16 protein-coding genes are annotated in these 16,617 nt (G+C 37.9%); 6 read left to right on the top strand and 10 right to left on the bottom strand.

The window, feature by feature from the left end; all coding sequences use genetic code 11:
* Window positions 1–2 precede the first annotated feature (2 nt).
* From ACLIBH_RS06770 to ACLIBH_RS06785, 4 genes are all read right to left on the bottom strand, one after another.
* Window positions 3–281, bottom strand: a complete 279-nt coding sequence (locus ACLIBH_RS06770) for a YkvA family protein (protein WP_439315940.1) — start codon at window positions 279–281, stop codon at window positions 3–5.
* Window positions 282–564: 283 nt separating this feature from the next.
* Window positions 565–2,394 carry a translational GTPase TypA gene (gene typA / locus ACLIBH_RS06775; RefSeq protein WP_439315941.1) on the bottom strand — a complete coding sequence of 610 codons (1,830 nt, stop codon included), beginning with the start codon at window positions 2,392–2,394 and terminating at the stop codon, window positions 565–567.
* A 103-nt stretch (window positions 2,395–2,497) separates the two neighbouring features.
* Window positions 2,498–3,829 (bottom strand): sensor histidine kinase, encoded by a 1,332-nt coding sequence (locus ACLIBH_RS06780; RefSeq protein WP_439315942.1) that lies wholly within the window; start codon window positions 3,827–3,829, stop codon window positions 2,498–2,500.
* Window positions 3,826–4,512 carry a response regulator transcription factor gene (locus ACLIBH_RS06785; protein ID WP_439315943.1) on the bottom strand — a complete coding sequence of 229 codons (687 nt, stop codon included), beginning with the start codon at window positions 4,510–4,512 and terminating at the stop codon, window positions 3,826–3,828. The genes ACLIBH_RS06780 and ACLIBH_RS06785 overlap by 4 nt, the downstream gene beginning before the upstream one ends.
* A 164-nt stretch (window positions 4,513–4,676) precedes the next feature.
* Here ACLIBH_RS06785 and ACLIBH_RS06790 point away from each other — a divergent pair, with 164 nt between their 5' ends.
* Complete coding sequence (locus ACLIBH_RS06790) at window positions 4,677–5,948, top strand: S1C family serine protease (RefSeq protein WP_439315944.1); 1,272 nt, start codon at window positions 4,677–4,679, stop codon at window positions 5,946–5,948.
* Window positions 5,949–6,219: 271 nt separating this feature from the next.
* Here ACLIBH_RS06790 and ACLIBH_RS06795 read toward each other — a convergent pair whose 3' ends face one another.
* Window positions 6,220–6,870, bottom strand: coding sequence for a TraR/DksA C4-type zinc finger protein (locus ACLIBH_RS06795; RefSeq protein WP_439315945.1), 651 nt, complete (start codon window positions 6,868–6,870; stop codon window positions 6,220–6,222).
* Window positions 6,871–7,436: 566 nt separating this feature from the next.
* On the opposite strand from ACLIBH_RS06795, the gene ACLIBH_RS06800 reads away from it, so the two are divergent.
* On the top strand, window positions 7,437–8,318 hold the full coding sequence (locus ACLIBH_RS06800) for an NAD(P)-dependent oxidoreductase (protein ID WP_439315946.1): 882 nt from the start codon (window positions 7,437–7,439) through the stop codon (window positions 8,316–8,318).
* A gap of 56 nt (window positions 8,319–8,374) precedes the next feature.
* Here the strand turns inward: ACLIBH_RS06800 and ACLIBH_RS06805 are convergent, their stop codons facing one another.
* From ACLIBH_RS06805 to ACLIBH_RS06815, 3 genes are all read right to left on the bottom strand, one after another.
* Entirely contained in the window at window positions 8,375–8,674 is a 300-nt protein-coding gene (locus ACLIBH_RS06805; RefSeq protein ID WP_439315947.1) for a hypothetical protein, read from the bottom strand.
* Window positions 8,671–9,363, bottom strand: coding sequence for a class I SAM-dependent methyltransferase (locus tag ACLIBH_RS06810; RefSeq protein ID WP_439315948.1), 693 nt, complete (start codon window positions 9,361–9,363; stop codon window positions 8,671–8,673). Before ACLIBH_RS06810 ends, ACLIBH_RS06805 begins: the two co-directional genes overlap by 4 nt.
* Before the next feature lie 80 nt (window positions 9,364–9,443).
* Window positions 9,444–9,644, bottom strand: coding sequence for a cold shock domain-containing protein (locus ACLIBH_RS06815; RefSeq protein ID WP_439315949.1), 201 nt, complete (start codon window positions 9,642–9,644; stop codon window positions 9,444–9,446).
* A gap of 274 nt (window positions 9,645–9,918) precedes the next feature.
* Between ACLIBH_RS06815 and ACLIBH_RS06820 the strand changes: the two genes are divergently transcribed.
* Complete coding sequence (locus ACLIBH_RS06820) at window positions 9,919–10,329, top strand: YugN family protein (RefSeq protein WP_439315950.1); 411 nt, start codon at window positions 9,919–9,921, stop codon at window positions 10,327–10,329.
* A 327-nt stretch (window positions 10,330–10,656) separates the two neighbouring features.
* Here the strand turns inward: ACLIBH_RS06820 and ACLIBH_RS06825 are convergent, their stop codons facing one another.
* Entirely contained in the window at window positions 10,657–11,547 is an 891-nt protein-coding gene (locus tag ACLIBH_RS06825; protein WP_439315951.1) for an N-acetylmuramoyl-L-alanine amidase, read from the bottom strand.
* Between the two features lie 650 nt (window positions 11,548–12,197).
* Between ACLIBH_RS06825 and trhO the strand changes: the two genes are divergently transcribed.
* The 3 genes from trhO to ACLIBH_RS06840 all read left to right on the top strand — a co-directional run bounded on the left by trhO (window position 12,198) and on the right by ACLIBH_RS06840 (window position 14,505).
* A complete protein-coding gene (gene trhO / locus ACLIBH_RS06830) occupies window positions 12,198–13,169 on the top strand; it encodes an oxygen-dependent tRNA uridine(34) hydroxylase TrhO (protein ID WP_439315952.1) in 972 nt (323 codons plus the stop codon).
* 470 nt (window positions 13,170–13,639) lie between these two features.
* Entirely contained in the window at window positions 13,640–14,119 is a 480-nt protein-coding gene (locus tag ACLIBH_RS06835; protein ID WP_439315953.1) for a glutathione peroxidase, read from the top strand.
* Window positions 14,116–14,505: a thiol-disulfide oxidoreductase DCC family protein gene (locus tag ACLIBH_RS06840; RefSeq protein WP_439315954.1), complete on the top strand. Its 390-nt coding sequence runs from the start codon at window positions 14,116–14,118 to the stop codon at window positions 14,503–14,505. The genes ACLIBH_RS06835 and ACLIBH_RS06840 overlap by 4 nt, the downstream gene beginning before the upstream one ends.
* Window positions 14,506–14,799: 294 nt before the next feature.
* Here ACLIBH_RS06840 and ACLIBH_RS06845 read toward each other — a convergent pair whose 3' ends face one another.
* A complete protein-coding gene (locus ACLIBH_RS06845; protein ID WP_439315955.1) occupies window positions 14,800–16,617 on the bottom strand; it encodes a YhgE/Pip domain-containing protein in 1,818 nt (605 codons plus the stop codon).

Consider the following 16,617-nt stretch of genomic DNA (forward strand, 5'->3'; position numbering starts at 1 on the left):
CTTTATAAATGAAGCTGATGCTTTTCTTTTAAAGAATGTGGGGCTAATTTAACGAGTTGCTGTAATAAAAATGCGGCAATTGCTAAATCATCGATAATCCCAAATCCTAAAATAAAATCAGGAATTAAGTCAAATGGAAAAACGATATAACCAACAATTGTCACAGCAAAAAATGCTTTTTTTCCAATCGACACTTCATTCGCAAAGAAAAAATCCTTTAAAAATGGGAGCGATTTATGAAATTTTGCTAGAAAAGCAAATCGGTGAAACAATCGATTCATACTAGAACCTCCATTCGGATATTATGATTAGGTTTATTTTTCCACCTATTATTTCTTACTGTTTTTTTCGTTCGAACTTGTGTGTATTTCTAGAAAAAGTTAGTCAATTCTGTTGTTTTACATTACTGGCGGACGCTCTTTCACGGCCCTGCACCTCAAACCGTCTCGCTGGTTGCTGTCATGTGTTTTAAACAATCGTATTACTGCAGTTCTTTTTTTAAAAAACTTATAAACAAAGTCAGCGTAATTAAGTTGCATTATACGCTGACCTGTACATTATCTTCTACTCACTTTTTTGACGTTTTGCCGCTTTTTCTCTTTCGTTTTTATTCAATATTTTTTTACGTAGTCGAACAGCCTTTGGAGTAACTTCACAATACTCATCATCATCCAAATATTCGATCGCTTCCTCTAACGACATCGCTCGAGCCTTTTTAATCGTCGTTGTTTGATCTTTATGCGCGGAACGTATATTAGTCAAATGCTTTTCTTTTGTAATATTAACTGTCAAATCATTTTCCCGATTATGCTCACCAACAATCATACCAGCATATACTTCTGTCCCCGGTTCAATGAAAATGACTCCGCGATCTTCTAAATGCATGATGCCGTAAGTTGTTGCTTTTCCGGCCTCTAAACTAACGAGCACCCCTTGTCGACGACCGCCAACCTGACCCTTTACAACTGGCTCATAATCACTAAACGTATGATTTAATATACCGTACCCTCTCGTTTGCGATAGAAACTCCGTTGTATATCCTAGTAAACCACGTGAAGGTACTTTAAATTCGAGACGAACTTGCCCATTCCCTTGGTTCACCATATCCAGCATTTCACCTTTACGAGCACCAATAGACTCCATTACAGCACCTGTATACGCTTCTGGAACGTCAATTTGAACGCGCTCCATTGGCTCACACAATTTACCATCTATTTCCTTCAAAATAACTTTCGGCTTGGATAACTGTAGCTCATAGCCTTCTCTACGCATGTTTTCCACAAGTATTGATAAGTGAAGCTCTCCACGTCCAGATACGATCCATGCATCAGGAGAATCCGTTGGATCAACCCGTAAGCTAACATCCGTCTCTAATTGAGTTAAAAGCCGCTCTTCAATTTTTGCCGATGTAATATACTTCCCATCTTTTCCAGCAAATGGACTATTGTTAACTAAAAAAGTCATTTGCAATGTCGGCTCATCAATTCGAAGCATTGGTAGCGCATCCGGATGTTCTTTCGGACAAATTGTTTCCCCGATATTAATATCATCCATTCCAGATACTGCTACAATATCGCCTGCTTTTGCTTCGTCTATTTCAATCCTTTTAAGTCCGATAAAACCAAATAGCTTCGTAACACGGAATGATTTTGTTGTACCATCTTTTTTCATAACGACTACTTGCTGACCGACGCGAATTTTTCCGCGAAAGACGCGGCCAATACCGACACGACCAACGTAATCATTATAATCAAGCAATGTTACTTGGAACTGTAAAGGTTCTCCACTCGTATCCACCGGGGCAGGGATATGGTTTAATATCATTTTAAACACAGGTTCCATTGTTTCACTTTGCTGCTCTGGCTCTTCTCCTGATGTACCATTTAAAGCAGACGCATAGACAACCGGAAACTCCAGCTGCTCATCATCTGCACCGAGATCAATAAATAGATCGAGCACTTCATCAATAACTTCACTCGGTCGTGCATTCGGTCGATCAATTTTATTTAAGACAACGATCGGAGTCAATTTCTGTTCTAATGCCTTTTTTAGAACAAAGCGAGTTTGCGGCATTGTTCCTTCATAAGCATCAACGACTAAAATAACGCCGTCAACCATTTTCATAATCCGTTCAACTTCTCCACCGAAATCAGCATGTCCAGGTGTATCTAAAATGTTAATCGTTGTATCGTTATATTGAATCGCCGTATTTTTGGCTAAAATTGTAATACCTCGTTCTTTTTCTATATCTCCAGAATCCATCGCTCTTGTTTCTACATGTTCATTTTCTCGAAAGGTTCCAGAATACTTTAATAACTGGTCAACCAATGTTGTTTTTCCATGGTCTACGTGGGCGATAATAGCGATGTTTCGAATGTCTTCTCTTAAGTGCATAAAAGTACGCTCCTCTAATTAAATATGAATCAAACTATACCATTATATCATAAAACCGGACAATTACATTAAATTCCAAATATTTATTATAAAAAGATTTCCTTTACTTTGAAAAGTGCATCGTAAACTTCGCACCACCAAGGACGGATTGATTAACCGTTATCCTCCCTTTCGATTGCTCCACAATCGCACGTGCAATAGCTAGTCCTAGTCCCGTTTCTCCATTTTGTCCCTTTACGAACCGGTGAAAAATATGAGGGAGCAAATCGTCTGGAATGCCTTCTCCATCATCTTCAATTACGAGTACAACTTCACCATTTTCTTCATTCCCAGTAATTTTTACTGTTGAAGCGGCATAGCGTACACCGTTCGTTAAAATATTTAATAACGCGCGAAGCAACTTATCTTCATCAACATAAAGGAAAAGCTGCTCATCCACCTTTAGTTGAACATGAATATTTTTTTCTTTAATAAACGGCAATACTCTTTCCATCACTCTTTCCAAAAGCGATGCTATATTTACCTTTGATGGGTCGTAGCCGAACGGCTCACTATCCAGTTTTGCCAATAAAATCATTTCATTAATAATTTTTTTAAGTCGGTTCACTTCTGCAATCATCACATTAAGATGCTGTGCTGCTTCGTCTTTATTGAAAACACCATCTTTTATCCCTTCCGCATATCCTTGGATCGTCATTAAAGGTGTTTTAAGCTCATGGCTCGCATTTTGAAAGAATATTTGCTGTGCATTCATATACCGTTGCAATTCCTTTGCCATTTCATACACACTTTGCTCAACTTCCCTAATTTCTCCAGTAGCTTTCACACGTTCGATCGAGTCAAATTGTCTCTTTTCAATCTTTTTTAATTGACGCTTCAACCTTGTTAACGGTGTTACTAATTTGTTCGTCATAAAATAACTAAGCAAAACCGCTGCTAATGCGCCGATTAAAAATACGATGAACAGTCGCAAAATAAAGTTTTGTTGAACCGTTTGCAAATCATTTACCGGCGTGAGCAATATTAATTCAAGCCCTGTGCTTTCTGGATAAAATATTTTTTTTGAAGTGACAAACTTATTGTTTTTATATTCCCACAAACCTTCACGATTATCGGTGAAATTATTATTTTCAGCAAATCCTTGAACAATCTCTACCGGCATCGTAGAAAAGTAGACGGAGTTCTCATATCGATCATACAAAATGAGCTGTAAATTTTGTTCTTCAAGGAAGTGACTAAATTGTCCGATATTTTGACTATTCCCGTACTCCTCCGTTAAAAAACGTACGAGCAATTCTCCCTTCTGTTCCAGTTGTCTTTCTTCATCTTGAATAAGTAAATTGAGAATTAAAGAGTAAATAACAAAACCAGTAACAGCCATCACAACGAATAGCAATGCAGTGAAAGCTGCATTTAATTGATATTGCAGCTTCATTCGATATCATCTTTCCGTAAACGATAACCAAATCCCCAAACCGTTTCCAATGGGATGGCGTCGAACTTTTTCCGTATACGCTTAATTAAATCATCTACTGCACGATCACTGCCAAAATAATCATGCCCCCATACATGCTGTAAAAGTTCTTCTCTTGAAAAGGCTCGATTTGGATGTTCAGCAAATAATAGAAGCATGTCAAATTCCTTAGCTGTCACTTCAAATTGTTCCCCACGCCAATATATTTGACGTTCATTTATATATATAACTAGATGATTAACTGTAATTTTCTGCAATTGATTCGTTTTATCCTGTTTAGGCTGTGCTCGTTTAAAGAGCCTTTTCACACGTGCAACAAGCTCACGAGGACTAAATGGTTTTGTAAGGTAATCGTCACTACCTAGCTCCAAACCAAGGATTTTATCAATTTCTTCATCTTTTGCCGAAATTATAATAATAGGAACATCACTTTTATTTCGTATCTGCTTACAAAACTCATATCCGTCCATTCCTGGCAACATAATATCTAAAATCCACATATCTGGTGGGTTTGTTTCCCATAGCTCTTGTGCTTTTTCTGCCTGTTCAAAAACAGAGACAAAGTAGCCCTCCTTTTGTAAATACGCAGATACAATATGTTGAATATTCGGATCATCTTCTACAATTCCAATATGATAAGTCACATCAGCACCTCCATCGTAAAACGTATCGTAATTTCATTTTTGCATATGTTAAGAAAAGTGAACAGCGATTTATATTTTTTTACACATATTTCCCACAATTTTACCAAATGCATACCTAGATCCGTAGATATAATAACGATAGCAGAAAAGAAAGGGTGATTGGTGTGAAACATAATGATGAGCAAAATAACGCTAAACATGATTTATCTCTCGAAGATAGTACGTATACAAATACGATAAACCAAGAAAAACGAGACCATAAACGAAAGTCCACCAAAAAAGGAATGCTCACACATGTATTGAGCGGAATAACGGGAGGTGTAATTGCTGCAACAATTATACTCATGATGCTTATTACAAATATACTACCTATTTCTGAAGCACATGAAAACCAAGCCCAAGCTTCACAGCCTGAGAGCAATGTCCAACACGTTTCTACCGACGTATTAAGTGAAGAACAGCCTTTAAATATCGAAAACGTAACGAAAGCCGTTGTAGGAGTTACGAATTTACAGCAGCAGGATATATGGACAAACTCAGAGCAAGCCGGTACTGGGACTGGGGTCATCTATAAAAAAGAAAATGGGAAAGCATATATTGTTACAAATCATCACGTTGTCGATAAAGCAGAACAAGTAGAAATTGATCTAGGTGATGGAAAAACAGCCGAAGCAAAAATATTAGGCACCGATGCGTTATCCGATTTAGCTGTTCTTGAAATTGATGGAGAAGGTGTGGAAACAGTCGCTCAATTTGCCTCATCGGAAAAATTACAAGTAGGTCAAACGGTGATCGCTATTGGCAACCCACTTGGATCTGAATTTGCGGGTACGGTAACAAAAGGGATAATTAGTGGATTAAATCGCTCTATAGAGGTTGATACAAATGGAGATCGGCAACCAGACTGGATTACAGAAGTAATTCAAACAGACGCAGCAATTAATCCAGGAAATAGCGGAGGCGCATTAGTAAACCCCGAAGGTAAAGTAATTGGCATCAATTCGATGAAAATTGCCCAACAAGCAGTGGAAGGTATCGGTTTTGCAATTCCAAGTGATACAGCATTGCCAATTATTAAGCAGTTGGAAACAGACGGAGAAATTATCCGGCCGCTAATCGGCATCCGAACAGCAGCAGTTAACCAAGTTCCGTTACAATACCAACATAAAGTTATTCTACCGCAGAACGTTAAAGGAGGAATGGTCATTGCAAATGTACAATCCGAATCTCCAGCTGATAAAGCAGGGCTAAAGCAATTTGATATTATTACAAAAATTAATGGAGAGCCCATCTCTACTCTTCTCGACTTGCGAGTGTATATGTATAATAATACTGAAATCGGCGACACATTAGTAATTGAATATGTCCGTGAAGGAAAACTGGAAACAACAGAATTAACATTAATAAATCCAAAAGAAAGTAGCATTTCCGAATAACCAATCGAAAAACTGTGGTCGGGACAAACGCATTACATTTAACTAGTTGAAATCTTATTTAGAATAGAACCACAGGAAAGACACAAGTGCGACATTCGCCGCACAGTGTCTTCTTTATAGCATGCAGCAAGTGAGCCGACGAATGATTTTCTCACATAAGTCTACGTATATTTACAGTGGTACTCTCATTCGTTCATTCAAAATTTCGATTAGCTGCTTCGTTACGTCCCGCCCTTTGTTTTTTCTTTGTACTTGTTTATTTTATTTAGAATTATTTAGAACTTCGATAATGTCGTACTTTTTCATTCAATGACCCGTCAATATCCGCTGCTAAATAAGCTTCTACATCTTCTGATGAACCGACTAGTTCATCCTTATTCGGATACATTTCAGTATAATCATCATGATCGCCATAAAAATCCGAAGGTGTTTCGGAGGTTCCATATTGGCTAACAGCTTGCCACGTATCCTCAGCATCAAATCCGACGTTTTCTTCGCTTTCTTCATTTACACGAAAGCTCGGACTAAAAATTTCCTCCTCAACCGGGCGACTCCGTGTAAATGCAGCATTTTCAGCATGCTCACGGCATCTGTCTGTCGTAGGAACTGCGGTAAGTCTTTCGTAAGAAATATCACGGCCGCATTTCGTACATACGCCATACGTACCTTCTTCAATCGCATGGATTGCTTCGTTAATATCTTCTAGTTCCTTTTCAGCATGCTCGACTAATGCAAGGTCTTTCCCTCTTTCAAAGGTTTCCGTTCCCATATCAGCAGGATGATTGTCGTACATTGAAAGCTCACCAACTGCTTCCGATGATTGTACGGTAAGGCCATAGCGATTATCCATGTGCTGGATCAATTCATTTTGCCTTTCATTTAATATTGACTTCAAATGATTCATTTGTTCATTTGTAAGCATACCAATCTTCCTCCATTCACATTAAATAGTTCCGTTATCTTATTTATCCTAAAATAAAGTTCTGTAAACGATTAGCCTCATTTCACTACAAGCGCACTAGTATGTTCTCCGGTATGATTTATGTGCTAACAATCCACTTAAACGTTTAATAAGATCCATCTTGTTCATTTACTTAACAAATTCCTTGATAGTTATACTATGTGTAAATCGAAACGGATGATTCTTTAATTTTCAAACGAAAGCATGTTAATATGTGGTTAGAGAACCTAATTCATACGTCTTTGACAATATAAACAAAATCGGTTTCATAAAATGGATAAAAACGTGCGCTAATTATGTTAATTGAAATAGTAGCTATTTAGCTACAAAGAAAACAAGTTGCTTTTAACGAAAGGAAGCTACTCCTGCGGAAATGCATGCGTCTAGAGACCCACAGTAAGTGTCTTTTACGAACAAGGAGGCTCAAGCCATGCCCGTGGAAAACTACCGCTTCTCGTTTCAAGCAACAGATTTAGCAAAATGATTTTTTTCAAAAAATTCACACTCGTTCAAAGGGAGGAACAAACATGCAATCAAAAAAGAATATCGGTTTTATTGGTACAGGGGTGATGGGAAAAAGCATCATAGAAAACTTGCAAAAAGCTGGGTTTACTGTACATATTTTTACTCGGACAAAAATAAAAGCTCAAACTCTAATTGAAAACGGAGCAATTTGGGAAAACTCAATCGCTACGCTTGCTCAAGCAACTGATGTAATAATGACAATGGTCGGCTATCCGAATGATGTAGAGGATATATACTTCGGCAGTAACGGAATAATCAACAACGCCAAGCCTGGCTCTTATATCATAGATTTGACAACTTCAAAACCTGCACTAGCAAAATTAATTGACCAACAAGCACGCAGTCAACAACTACATGCGTTAGACGCGCCAGTTTCCGGTGGAGATATTGGTGCTAAGAATGGAACGTTAGCAATTATGGTCGGCGGAGAGCAATCTGCCTACGAAGAAGTATTACCAATTTTGCAGGTAATTGGAGAAAATATTATATTACAAGGAGAGGCGGGTGCTGGACAACATACAAAGCTGGCCAATCAAATAGCAATTGCATCCAATATGATTGGTGTATGTGAAACAATTGTATACGCTAAGAAGGCTGGATTGGATCCTTTAAAAGTGCTCGATAGCATAACGACAGGAGCAGCGGGAAGCTGGTCGCTATCAAATCTTGCTCCGCGCATGATTAAAGGCGACTTTGCGCCTGGCTTTTTTGTAAAGCATTTTATTAAGGATATGACAATTGCACTTGAATCGGCCCAGGAAATGGGGCTATCCACACCTGGACTTGAGCTTTCTTTGCAGTTATATAAAGAGCTCGCTTCCAAAGGTGAAAATGACAGCGGTACACAAGCTTTAATTAAATTATTTACAAACGAACTTCCTTAAAAAGACGACTTTGTCCGTATACAATGTATGTACGTATCGATCGAGAAATGGCTAAATTAATTTTTCCGTTTCTCGATTGCTTCTTGCACGGCAAATGCGAGCGATTCATTGCCAAAAGTCTGTAGCACATGAAGTACTGTTTGTATGTCTATATTTTCAGATTCATCCTTCGGAACCGTTAAAGCCATTGCATCTTCGAGCGCAGTATTTTTCCGTTGCTCTGGATAAGCTTGTTCGTATACAAGACGTGGATCCAATTCATTATTTACACACCACTGAGCGTAAATTAGAATCATCATTCGTTCATCTTCCTCATACGCTTGAATAACTTGTTCATCTATTTGTTTTCGATTCAATTGCACTCCGCCTTCCGCAACATAAATACCCACATAAAGGATAATGCTTGTTGTAATTCGATTGATAAATCAGCATAATGCTTTTCTTTTACCCCTTCTTTATAGACACCGAAGCAATCAACAGAGGTCCAGCCATTTTCTAAAGCCATTTGCTCAAATTCCCAAGGCATCATCGTATTACAAACAACACGCTTGCCATACAGTCGTGGGAAGCTATTTGCTCTAGGACCTGCTGTTGGACCTAATATACCAATACATAGCACGCCATTCGTTTTCACTACACGCTGCAGTTCTTCTAACACTTTTTTTGGCTGTTCGGTCCACTCGAGAACATTAATTGCTACGAGCGCATCGAAATGTTTATCTGAAAAAGGAAGCTCCGCTGCATCAGACTGAAAAAAGCCGATATTGTTATTCTGTTGATTTTCTCGAGCATATGCAATCATTTCCGCTGAAATATCAACACCCATAACAGTATAGCCAGCCTGTTTTAATTTAAAGGAACCATAACCGTCCCCACAGCCTACATCCAAAATTTTCTTTCCAGCTGCTATATATTTTTTTATAAACGGAATAATTTCCTTTCTACTGCCTTTGTCCCACATTTGTTGGCTACGCGCATTCCAAAAATGAGCGCGTCCATCCCATTCTCTTTCAACAGTCTCCTGCCAATTAGAACCATTTCCCAACTAATCGCACCTCGCCCCTAAATAATTTTATATTAAAAAAAGCTTACCCCATCGAAATGAGATAAGCCTTTTAAATTCAATTAGATAGCTGAAACGTTAGCAGCTTGTGGTCCGCGCTCGCCTTCAACGATTTCAAATTCAACGTCTTGACCTTCTTCAAGCGTTTTGAAACCTTCAGATTGAATCGCTGAGAAGTGTACGAATACATCGTCGCCATCTTCACGCTCGATAAAACCAAAGCCTTTTTCTGCGTTAAACCATTTAACTTTACCAGTCATCATGTAAATGACCTCCTTTACAAATATCGTGCAAAGTAATTGAATCATAAATACTTTTACACCACTTGTTCAAAGAGATCATAAAGTATTGCTTCAATTTCCATTGCACTTATAACTTTAAACCGAAATGAGAAAAAAAGCAAGCATTTCGATTGAATTAAATTAAAATTCCTTAAATCAAAGGATTTTTAATTCGCTTCTTTTGAGCTATTCAAGTATGTTATACCCGATTTTGGTTAAAAATATAACTATAAATTTTTAACAGGAGTGGATTTTTTTGATTAAATTAGATACGAATATTGTAGGAAAACAAACGTACTTCGGTCACATTCAAAATATGTGTAAACATCACGGGTATTGCCTTGCCGGAAACTGGGAATACGACCGTGGGTATTTCGATACAATTCTTTGGCGTGAAGGCGGAGAAACAATTTATGTACGTATTCCTTTTAATGTCGTAAAAGGAGAGCTTGATCGTTACGATGCGCAGCTAGAATTTTCCACCCCTTACATAATTAAGCATGTCGTCAACATTGGATTGGATCGGGATGAAAATTCACTATTAAGCGCGATTGGCTTTAACCAGTTCCAAAAACCATTAGATACAGACGGGCACATTGATAACAAGGACAAGTGGGTAGAAGCAGGTGAACAAGCTGTCGATCATTTTATGAAATACATAAGCTAAAATACGAATGATTTGAAAAAGGAATAAAGAAATTTATCCCAAACTTCATCAAAAGGTGCAATCGTTCCCTGTTAATGATTGCACCCTTTTTAATGTTGAAGTCTATATCAATTTCATACGTACTCGTAAACGCTCTCCTTAAAATCGTAGTGACTTGATCGAACAAAATTGAAAACTAGGTAATAATATGAGCGTTGCGACTTGATGATGCATTATCATAAATCTTTTTAAGAAGTCGTTCTATCTTCTAGGGCCTAACAGATAGACAACTGTTTGTAGTGATTTAAAAAGATCTGTTTAATGTGCGATCATTTTGTAATTTTCAACTTATAACCTTCCCTTATTCAAACGCCGTTGCAACTCTTTAATTACTAAAGAAGATGGCTTACTAATTACACCATCTACTGGAGTTCCTAGTTTACGCTGCAATGCACGAATTGTGATCGGACCCAAATACCCGTCAGCCTTAACCCCCAACCAGCGTTGCAATGCTTTAATTACTAAGCTTGGACTGCTTAAATACCCATCTTCAACTGTGCCAAAATAGCGTTGTAATGCAGTGATTGTTCGTGGCCCTAAAATCCCATCCACCTTTAGAGTAGCTCGAGGTTTCGATCCTGCTTGCTTATTATCTTGTTTAGCTTTCATTACATCGTTCGCATTTGTACGGTAGTTAATTTGTAATATCGTACACCACTCTTTCACAACAGCTTCCGCTACAGTAAAAAAGTTGTTTTCATTTTTATAAAAATTAAAATCGGCTTTATTATCAATAAAACCGTATTCGACTATCGTCGTTTCGGTTGAGCCCGTTAACCGGTGCATGTAGTAATAATCGCCATTGCTACCACGTTTATTAAATACTCTTCTTAAAGGAAGTCCACTTGCTTGTGCAATTGTTTTTGCTAATTTCTCAGCTGTTGCACCATCACTATAAATAGAGTGAATTGTTTCTACACCACGTGCAGCTCCGTTAAACGCATTAAAATGGTTACTCATACAGTAATCATAATTTCCGCTTATTATATTTGTTCTATCTACACTATTTAATGTACGGTCATTCATTCTTGTAATTCCAACGTTTGCACCTAAGCTTTTTAAACGATTATATTGATACCGACTTATTTTTAATGTCCATTCTTTTTCTTTTACACCAAATCCGTTTGTCCCGGTATCGATTCCGCCATGACCCGGATCTATAATTAAGCTTTTAGACATTTTCTTTCACCCTTTTCTTTATTCTCCTGCGTTTAGCTTAAATGTGAAATAGCTGTATAATACATAGCAAATGCTTTTTCAACTTTTTTGACCGTACCTTTGTCTCAAAACTTTTGTAAATAAACTACTATTACACCCCTTCGTATATTATGTTTAGGCGCTAATAATACGCCTATTGTCGGGTATGCTATACTCGTTGCTTTGCACTACAGGCGGACGCTTTCCGCGGGCATGGCTTGAGAAAACCACTCCTTGTGGGGTCTCAAGACGCATGCTTTCCCCGCAGGAGTCGCCGCCTCTCGTTCCAAGTAACTCATAAGTGCAATCATTGGTATAAGTGATTAAGCCCCCATTTGAATAATAGGTCAACCATTTCGGACGTTCCGTGATGTTCCTAGATAGAAGTAGAGTCTTCATTAATACTGCTTAGTACTACAATCGATTTCAGTTGGGGCGAGGGTACACTTGAGATAGCGGTTTCAATTTTAGTACGCACGGATTTAAAAACTAATTTTAAATTTTTAGACAAAAATCGTAACTGGTTAAATCCCGAAAACCATGATAAAATTAGCAATTGCAAGGGTATAAATTAACACCAATTACCCCCATACATTTATATCTTGCAAATATGAATGATAGGTGGAAGAAAGATGGAAAGTAAATACCATGTTTTATTGTACTACCATTATGTGCATATCGAAGATCCAGAAGCATATGCAGAAGAACACTTGCAATTTTGCAAGGAGTTAGGTTTAAAAGGACGTATTTTAGTTGCACACGAAGGGATAAACGGAACAGTATCCGGTACGATTGAGCAAACGAATCAGTACATGGAAACAATGCATAACGATCCTCGGTTTACGGAAATGGTTTTTAAAATCGATGAACACGACGGCCATGCTTTTAAGAAAATGCATGTACGCCCACGCAAAGAGCTTGTTACGCTCCGTTTAGAGGACGATGTCAATCCGAAGAAAACGACTGGTACGTATTTATCTCCAAAGGAATTTTATGAAGCAATGCAGGATGAAGATACAGTCGTATTGGATGCCAGAAATGATTATGAGTACGACGTTGGTCATTTTAGAGGTGCCATTCGTCCGGATATCGAGACATTTCGTGAGCTTCCTGAATGGGTTCGTGAAAATAAACATCTAATTGAAGGAAAACGGATTTTAACGTATTGTACAGGTGGGATTCGTTGTGAAAAATTCTCAGGATGGCTAGTAAAAGAGGGATTTGAAGATGTCGCTCAGCTTCATGGAGGTATTGTGACGTATGGAAAAGACCCGGAAGTTCAAGGTGAATTATGGGACGGACAATGCTACGTTTTTGATGAAAGATTAACCGTACCAATAAATCAAAAAGAACATGTTGTTGTCGGTGTTGATTATTTTGATGGCAAGCCTTGTGAGCGCTATGTAAACTGCGCGAAACCGGAATGCAACAAGCAAATCCTCTGCTCCGAAGAAAACGAGCATAAATATATGCGCGGCTGTACGCACGAATGTCGCACTAGCCCTCGTAATATGTATGTCAAAGATCATAACTTAACACCTGAAGAAGTACAGCGTAGATTGGATATTATAGAACAAGAGGAAAAGCTAAAACAAGAAGCTTAATTATATATACAGCTAGGTTAATCTAGCATTAAACTAAAAAGTGGTTCCGATCATACCTTTTTCTGATTGGAACCATTTTCTTTATCGTTATTTTATTTCGATATTCGGAAACTAATGGATAAGGATAGTTTTTGCCACTCATAGAATATACGAGTGGTATGAGTAAAATGTTTGTGGGGGAACAGATGCACGAATCTAACTAGATAATATGTGATCAATTTTACTTCGAACGATATACACATGAATAACACCGTTGATTTTCTAGAGGAGGCTGAGGCCGTGCCCACGGAAAGCGTAGTGTATATCTACTGCGGTCGGTAGGAATCAATACTAATATTAACGAATACAAAGAGAGGTTTTTTAACTTCTTAAAATAACACCCACAAATACGTGACTCAATCATACGAGTGCCTTCTTTTGACAGTATCGATAGGGATTGGTATTCTTTTGCAAAAGGAGCTGACGTTTAAATGACTGTATACGATTATTCTGCAACTACGATCAATGGCAATATAAAATCATTAGAAGATTATAAAGACAACGTTCTCCTCATTGTAAACACTGCTAGTAAGTGTGGATTCACCCCACAGCTTGAAGGGCTGCAGCAACTGTATGAAACATATAAAGATCAAGGATTTTTCGTACTTGGCTTTCCTTGCAATCAATTTAATAATCAAGATCCCAATTCCGAAAAAGAGATCGAATCGTTTTGCAAGCTTAATTATGGGGTGACGTTCCCAATGTTTGAAAAAGTAGATGTTAATGGATCGAACGCCCATCCATTATTTCAATTTTTAACAAAGGAAGCAAAAGGCTTATTTAACAAGAAAATCAAATGGAATTTTACGAAGTTTCTTATCAATAGACAAGGACACGTAATTACTCGGTTTGCGCCTCAAACAAAGCCAGAAAATATAAAGGATGATATTGAAAGGGCATTACTGTCGTGAATGCAATCGTGCTTTTTGATGGCGAATGTAGCTTCTGTAACCGAAGTGTGCAGTTTATCATTCACCGAGATCGAGAAGGTTTTTTTAAATTTGCTTCCTTGGAAAGTAAGATTGCTCAGAAATATAGGCATCAATTAAACATCCCAAATCATCTCGATAGTATGATTCTAATTTATAAAGGCAAATGGTATGCTAAGTCAACCGCTGCACTTCGTATTAGTAAACATTTACCAGGCTTTTGGAAGCTCGGTGTGGTTCTCCTAGCAATTCCAAGCTATTTTCGCGATGTTATATACGATACGATTTCTAAAAATAGACATCACCTGTTCAATAAAGAAAAGCAGTGCAAGATCCCGAATAAGGATATACAATCACGGTTTTTATAATAGAAGAAGTTCGTCCTTTTAAGTAGTTTGTATAAAGTAAGGAGGTGCTTTTCTTAAACAGGTGAGCACCTCCTTACACGCTTATTTTTTTGTATCTAACTGATTCTTTCGAATGTATAGCTGACCTTATTGTTCTTGTTGAAGCCTACTTAAAACAAGTCAAAAAACACCCATATTCTCTTTTTTCATGCCTTTAAATCGCGACATAAACAAGAATTGATGAGAATATGGATGCTAATAAGCTTATTAGAAATGCTAAAAAGAAATGCATATTACTTTATCTCAGCATATAAATTATGAAAAAAGTTCCTTGAAGCGCGCCCAAAACCCTTTATCTTCCTTTGTTTCCTCTGTTGTTGTATTTGTCGTCTCTTGTTTAATACTGGCTGTTTTCATAACAAATTGAACGGAATGAACGTTGTTATTTTTCGATGAGACGAAAGAAACTGCTTCAAAGTCAGATTTATCGTATTCTGCCATCATTTGATCAATCTCCTCTGTCATCTGCTCCGGTAAATCGTGCGTAGATTCCTGCAAACGCTTTGTACCGTTATGAAGTTCAGCAACACCGCTTTTTAGCTTATCCGTACCATTAGCCAATTTGCCAATTCCATCGTGTAGATCAACATAAGAACTTGATAATTGACTTACTCCTCCAGTATATTTCAATAGACCTGCATGAAATTCTTTGTAATTACTAGCTAGTCGCATTAACCCTTCCTCTAATTCAGTAAGACCAGCGGGAGAATCCATTGTTTTTAAAGCAGTGGCTAGTTCATCGGACATCGTATCTATATTACCTGCCATCTCGTCAAGAGAGCCATTAACCGCCTGTAAAGTTGTATCTACCGCATCAAAGCCTTGCTTTACTTGAGCATACGTCTTTTTTGCAATTTGGGCATTTGTATACGTCTCAACTAATTGCCTTATGATTCGTTTATCTGCATCGCTTTCATACAAATTTTCTATATCTGCTTCTGTAATGGTATGCGAAGGGATAGCTTCCATAGCTTTATTTAATGCGCTATACGCATTTGCATAATTGCTTTTTAAAGCTTCTAAGCCCTCTTTTGCTTCACGTAAGCCATTTGATATATTTGAAAGCCCCTCAACAACTTGTTTTAACTCACTAAAATCCAATTCTCCTGGAGATTGAAATGAGTTATTAATCGTTCCAAGCGCTTCATCAATCTCTTTTGATCCATGCAATAATTCCTTCGAGCTTTTACTAAGTTCAGTAATCCCTTTCTTATATTCTACCGAACCTGCCTGTAAGTCAACAGTCCCATCGTTTAGTTCAGTCACTCGTTTGTTCAGTTCAGTTACCCCGTCATTTATTTCCGAAATAGCTCCTGTTAAAGACTCCATATCCCCCTTCATGTCGTCTATATCCGGCTCATCGATCGCCAGCGAAGATGGAACACCCGTTATCTCAATCCCATTTAACTCAAAATCGGTAACATCTGCTTCAACTACATAGTTCCCCTCATTTTCAGGCATTACCGTAAATGTTACTTGTTTATTTTGCCCGATACTCGCAATTGTTCCTTCTTCTGCTCGAATATTACTCGTTAATTCGTAATTAAACATAAGCGAAATTTGCAACAAATAGTTTTTAAAGAACAACGGATTCGCCGCTTCATTTGCAGCTGTCTTTATTCGTATGAGCAAATGCCCATCTTTACCTGCCAACTCTTGTGGGGCCATCTCTTTACCGTTCAAGTAATAAGCAATCGATAGGTGCCATGGCAACGCAGCGTCATTTATCGTACCTTGATAGTAAAACTTCCCTTCATCCGCTGTAAACTGGACATTATCCTCTACTAGCTTCATAGCTGACAAGTCTGTTAAGTTTTTCAAAGTGGAATAAGCACCGTAATCTATTACTTTACCTGCTTTATCGATATCTAACGTATTTACTACATAAATTGCTTCCTTTTCCCCAGCAGCAGTTAATGTTGCATATACGACTTCGTCTTTAGCCGATACTACACCGGACTGTTCTGATTTCTTCGGCTGGCTATCATCTAACGGAGCAGCTGCTTGAAACGAAGGTGTCATGATAAGAGTTATAACTACGAGCACAAGTAAAAAAGTCTTCATTTTCCTCAT

This window comes from Virgibacillus sp. W0430, from assembly GCF_051846935.1.
GTDB lineage: Bacteria > Bacillota > Bacilli > Bacillales > Amphibacillaceae > JBPYCR01.

Coding starts and splice junctions, on each gene's coding strand:
- ACLIBH_RS06795 (WP_439315945.1), bottom strand. CDS start 6,870: ATGCTTACAAATGAACAAATGAATCATTTGAAGTCAATATTAAATGAA.
- typA (WP_439315941.1), bottom strand. CDS start 2,394: ATGCACTTAAGAGAAGACATTCGAAACATCGCTATTATCGCCCACGTA.
- trhO (WP_439315952.1), top strand. CDS start 12,198: ATGGAAAGTAAATACCATGTTTTATTGTACTACCATTATGTGCATATC.
- ACLIBH_RS06815 (WP_439315949.1), bottom strand. CDS start 9,644: ATGATGACTGGTAAAGTTAAATGGTTTAACGCAGAAAAAGGCTTTGGT.
- ACLIBH_RS06780 (WP_439315942.1), bottom strand. CDS start 3,829: ATGAAGCTGCAATATCAATTAAATGCAGCTTTCACTGCATTGCTATTC.
- ACLIBH_RS06845 (WP_439315955.1), bottom strand. CDS start 16,617: ATGAGGAAAATGAAGACTTTTTTACTTGTGCTCGTAGTTATAACTCTT.
- ACLIBH_RS06770 (WP_439315940.1), bottom strand. CDS start 281: ATGAATCGATTGTTTCACCGATTTGCTTTTCTAGCAAAATTTCATAAA.
- ACLIBH_RS06800 (WP_439315946.1), top strand. CDS start 7,437: ATGCAATCAAAAAAGAATATCGGTTTTATTGGTACAGGGGTGATGGGA.
- ACLIBH_RS06825 (WP_439315951.1), bottom strand. CDS start 11,547: ATGTCTAAAAGCTTAATTATAGATCCGGGTCATGGCGGAATCGATACC.
- ACLIBH_RS06835 (WP_439315953.1), top strand. CDS start 13,640: ATGACTGTATACGATTATTCTGCAACTACGATCAATGGCAATATAAAA.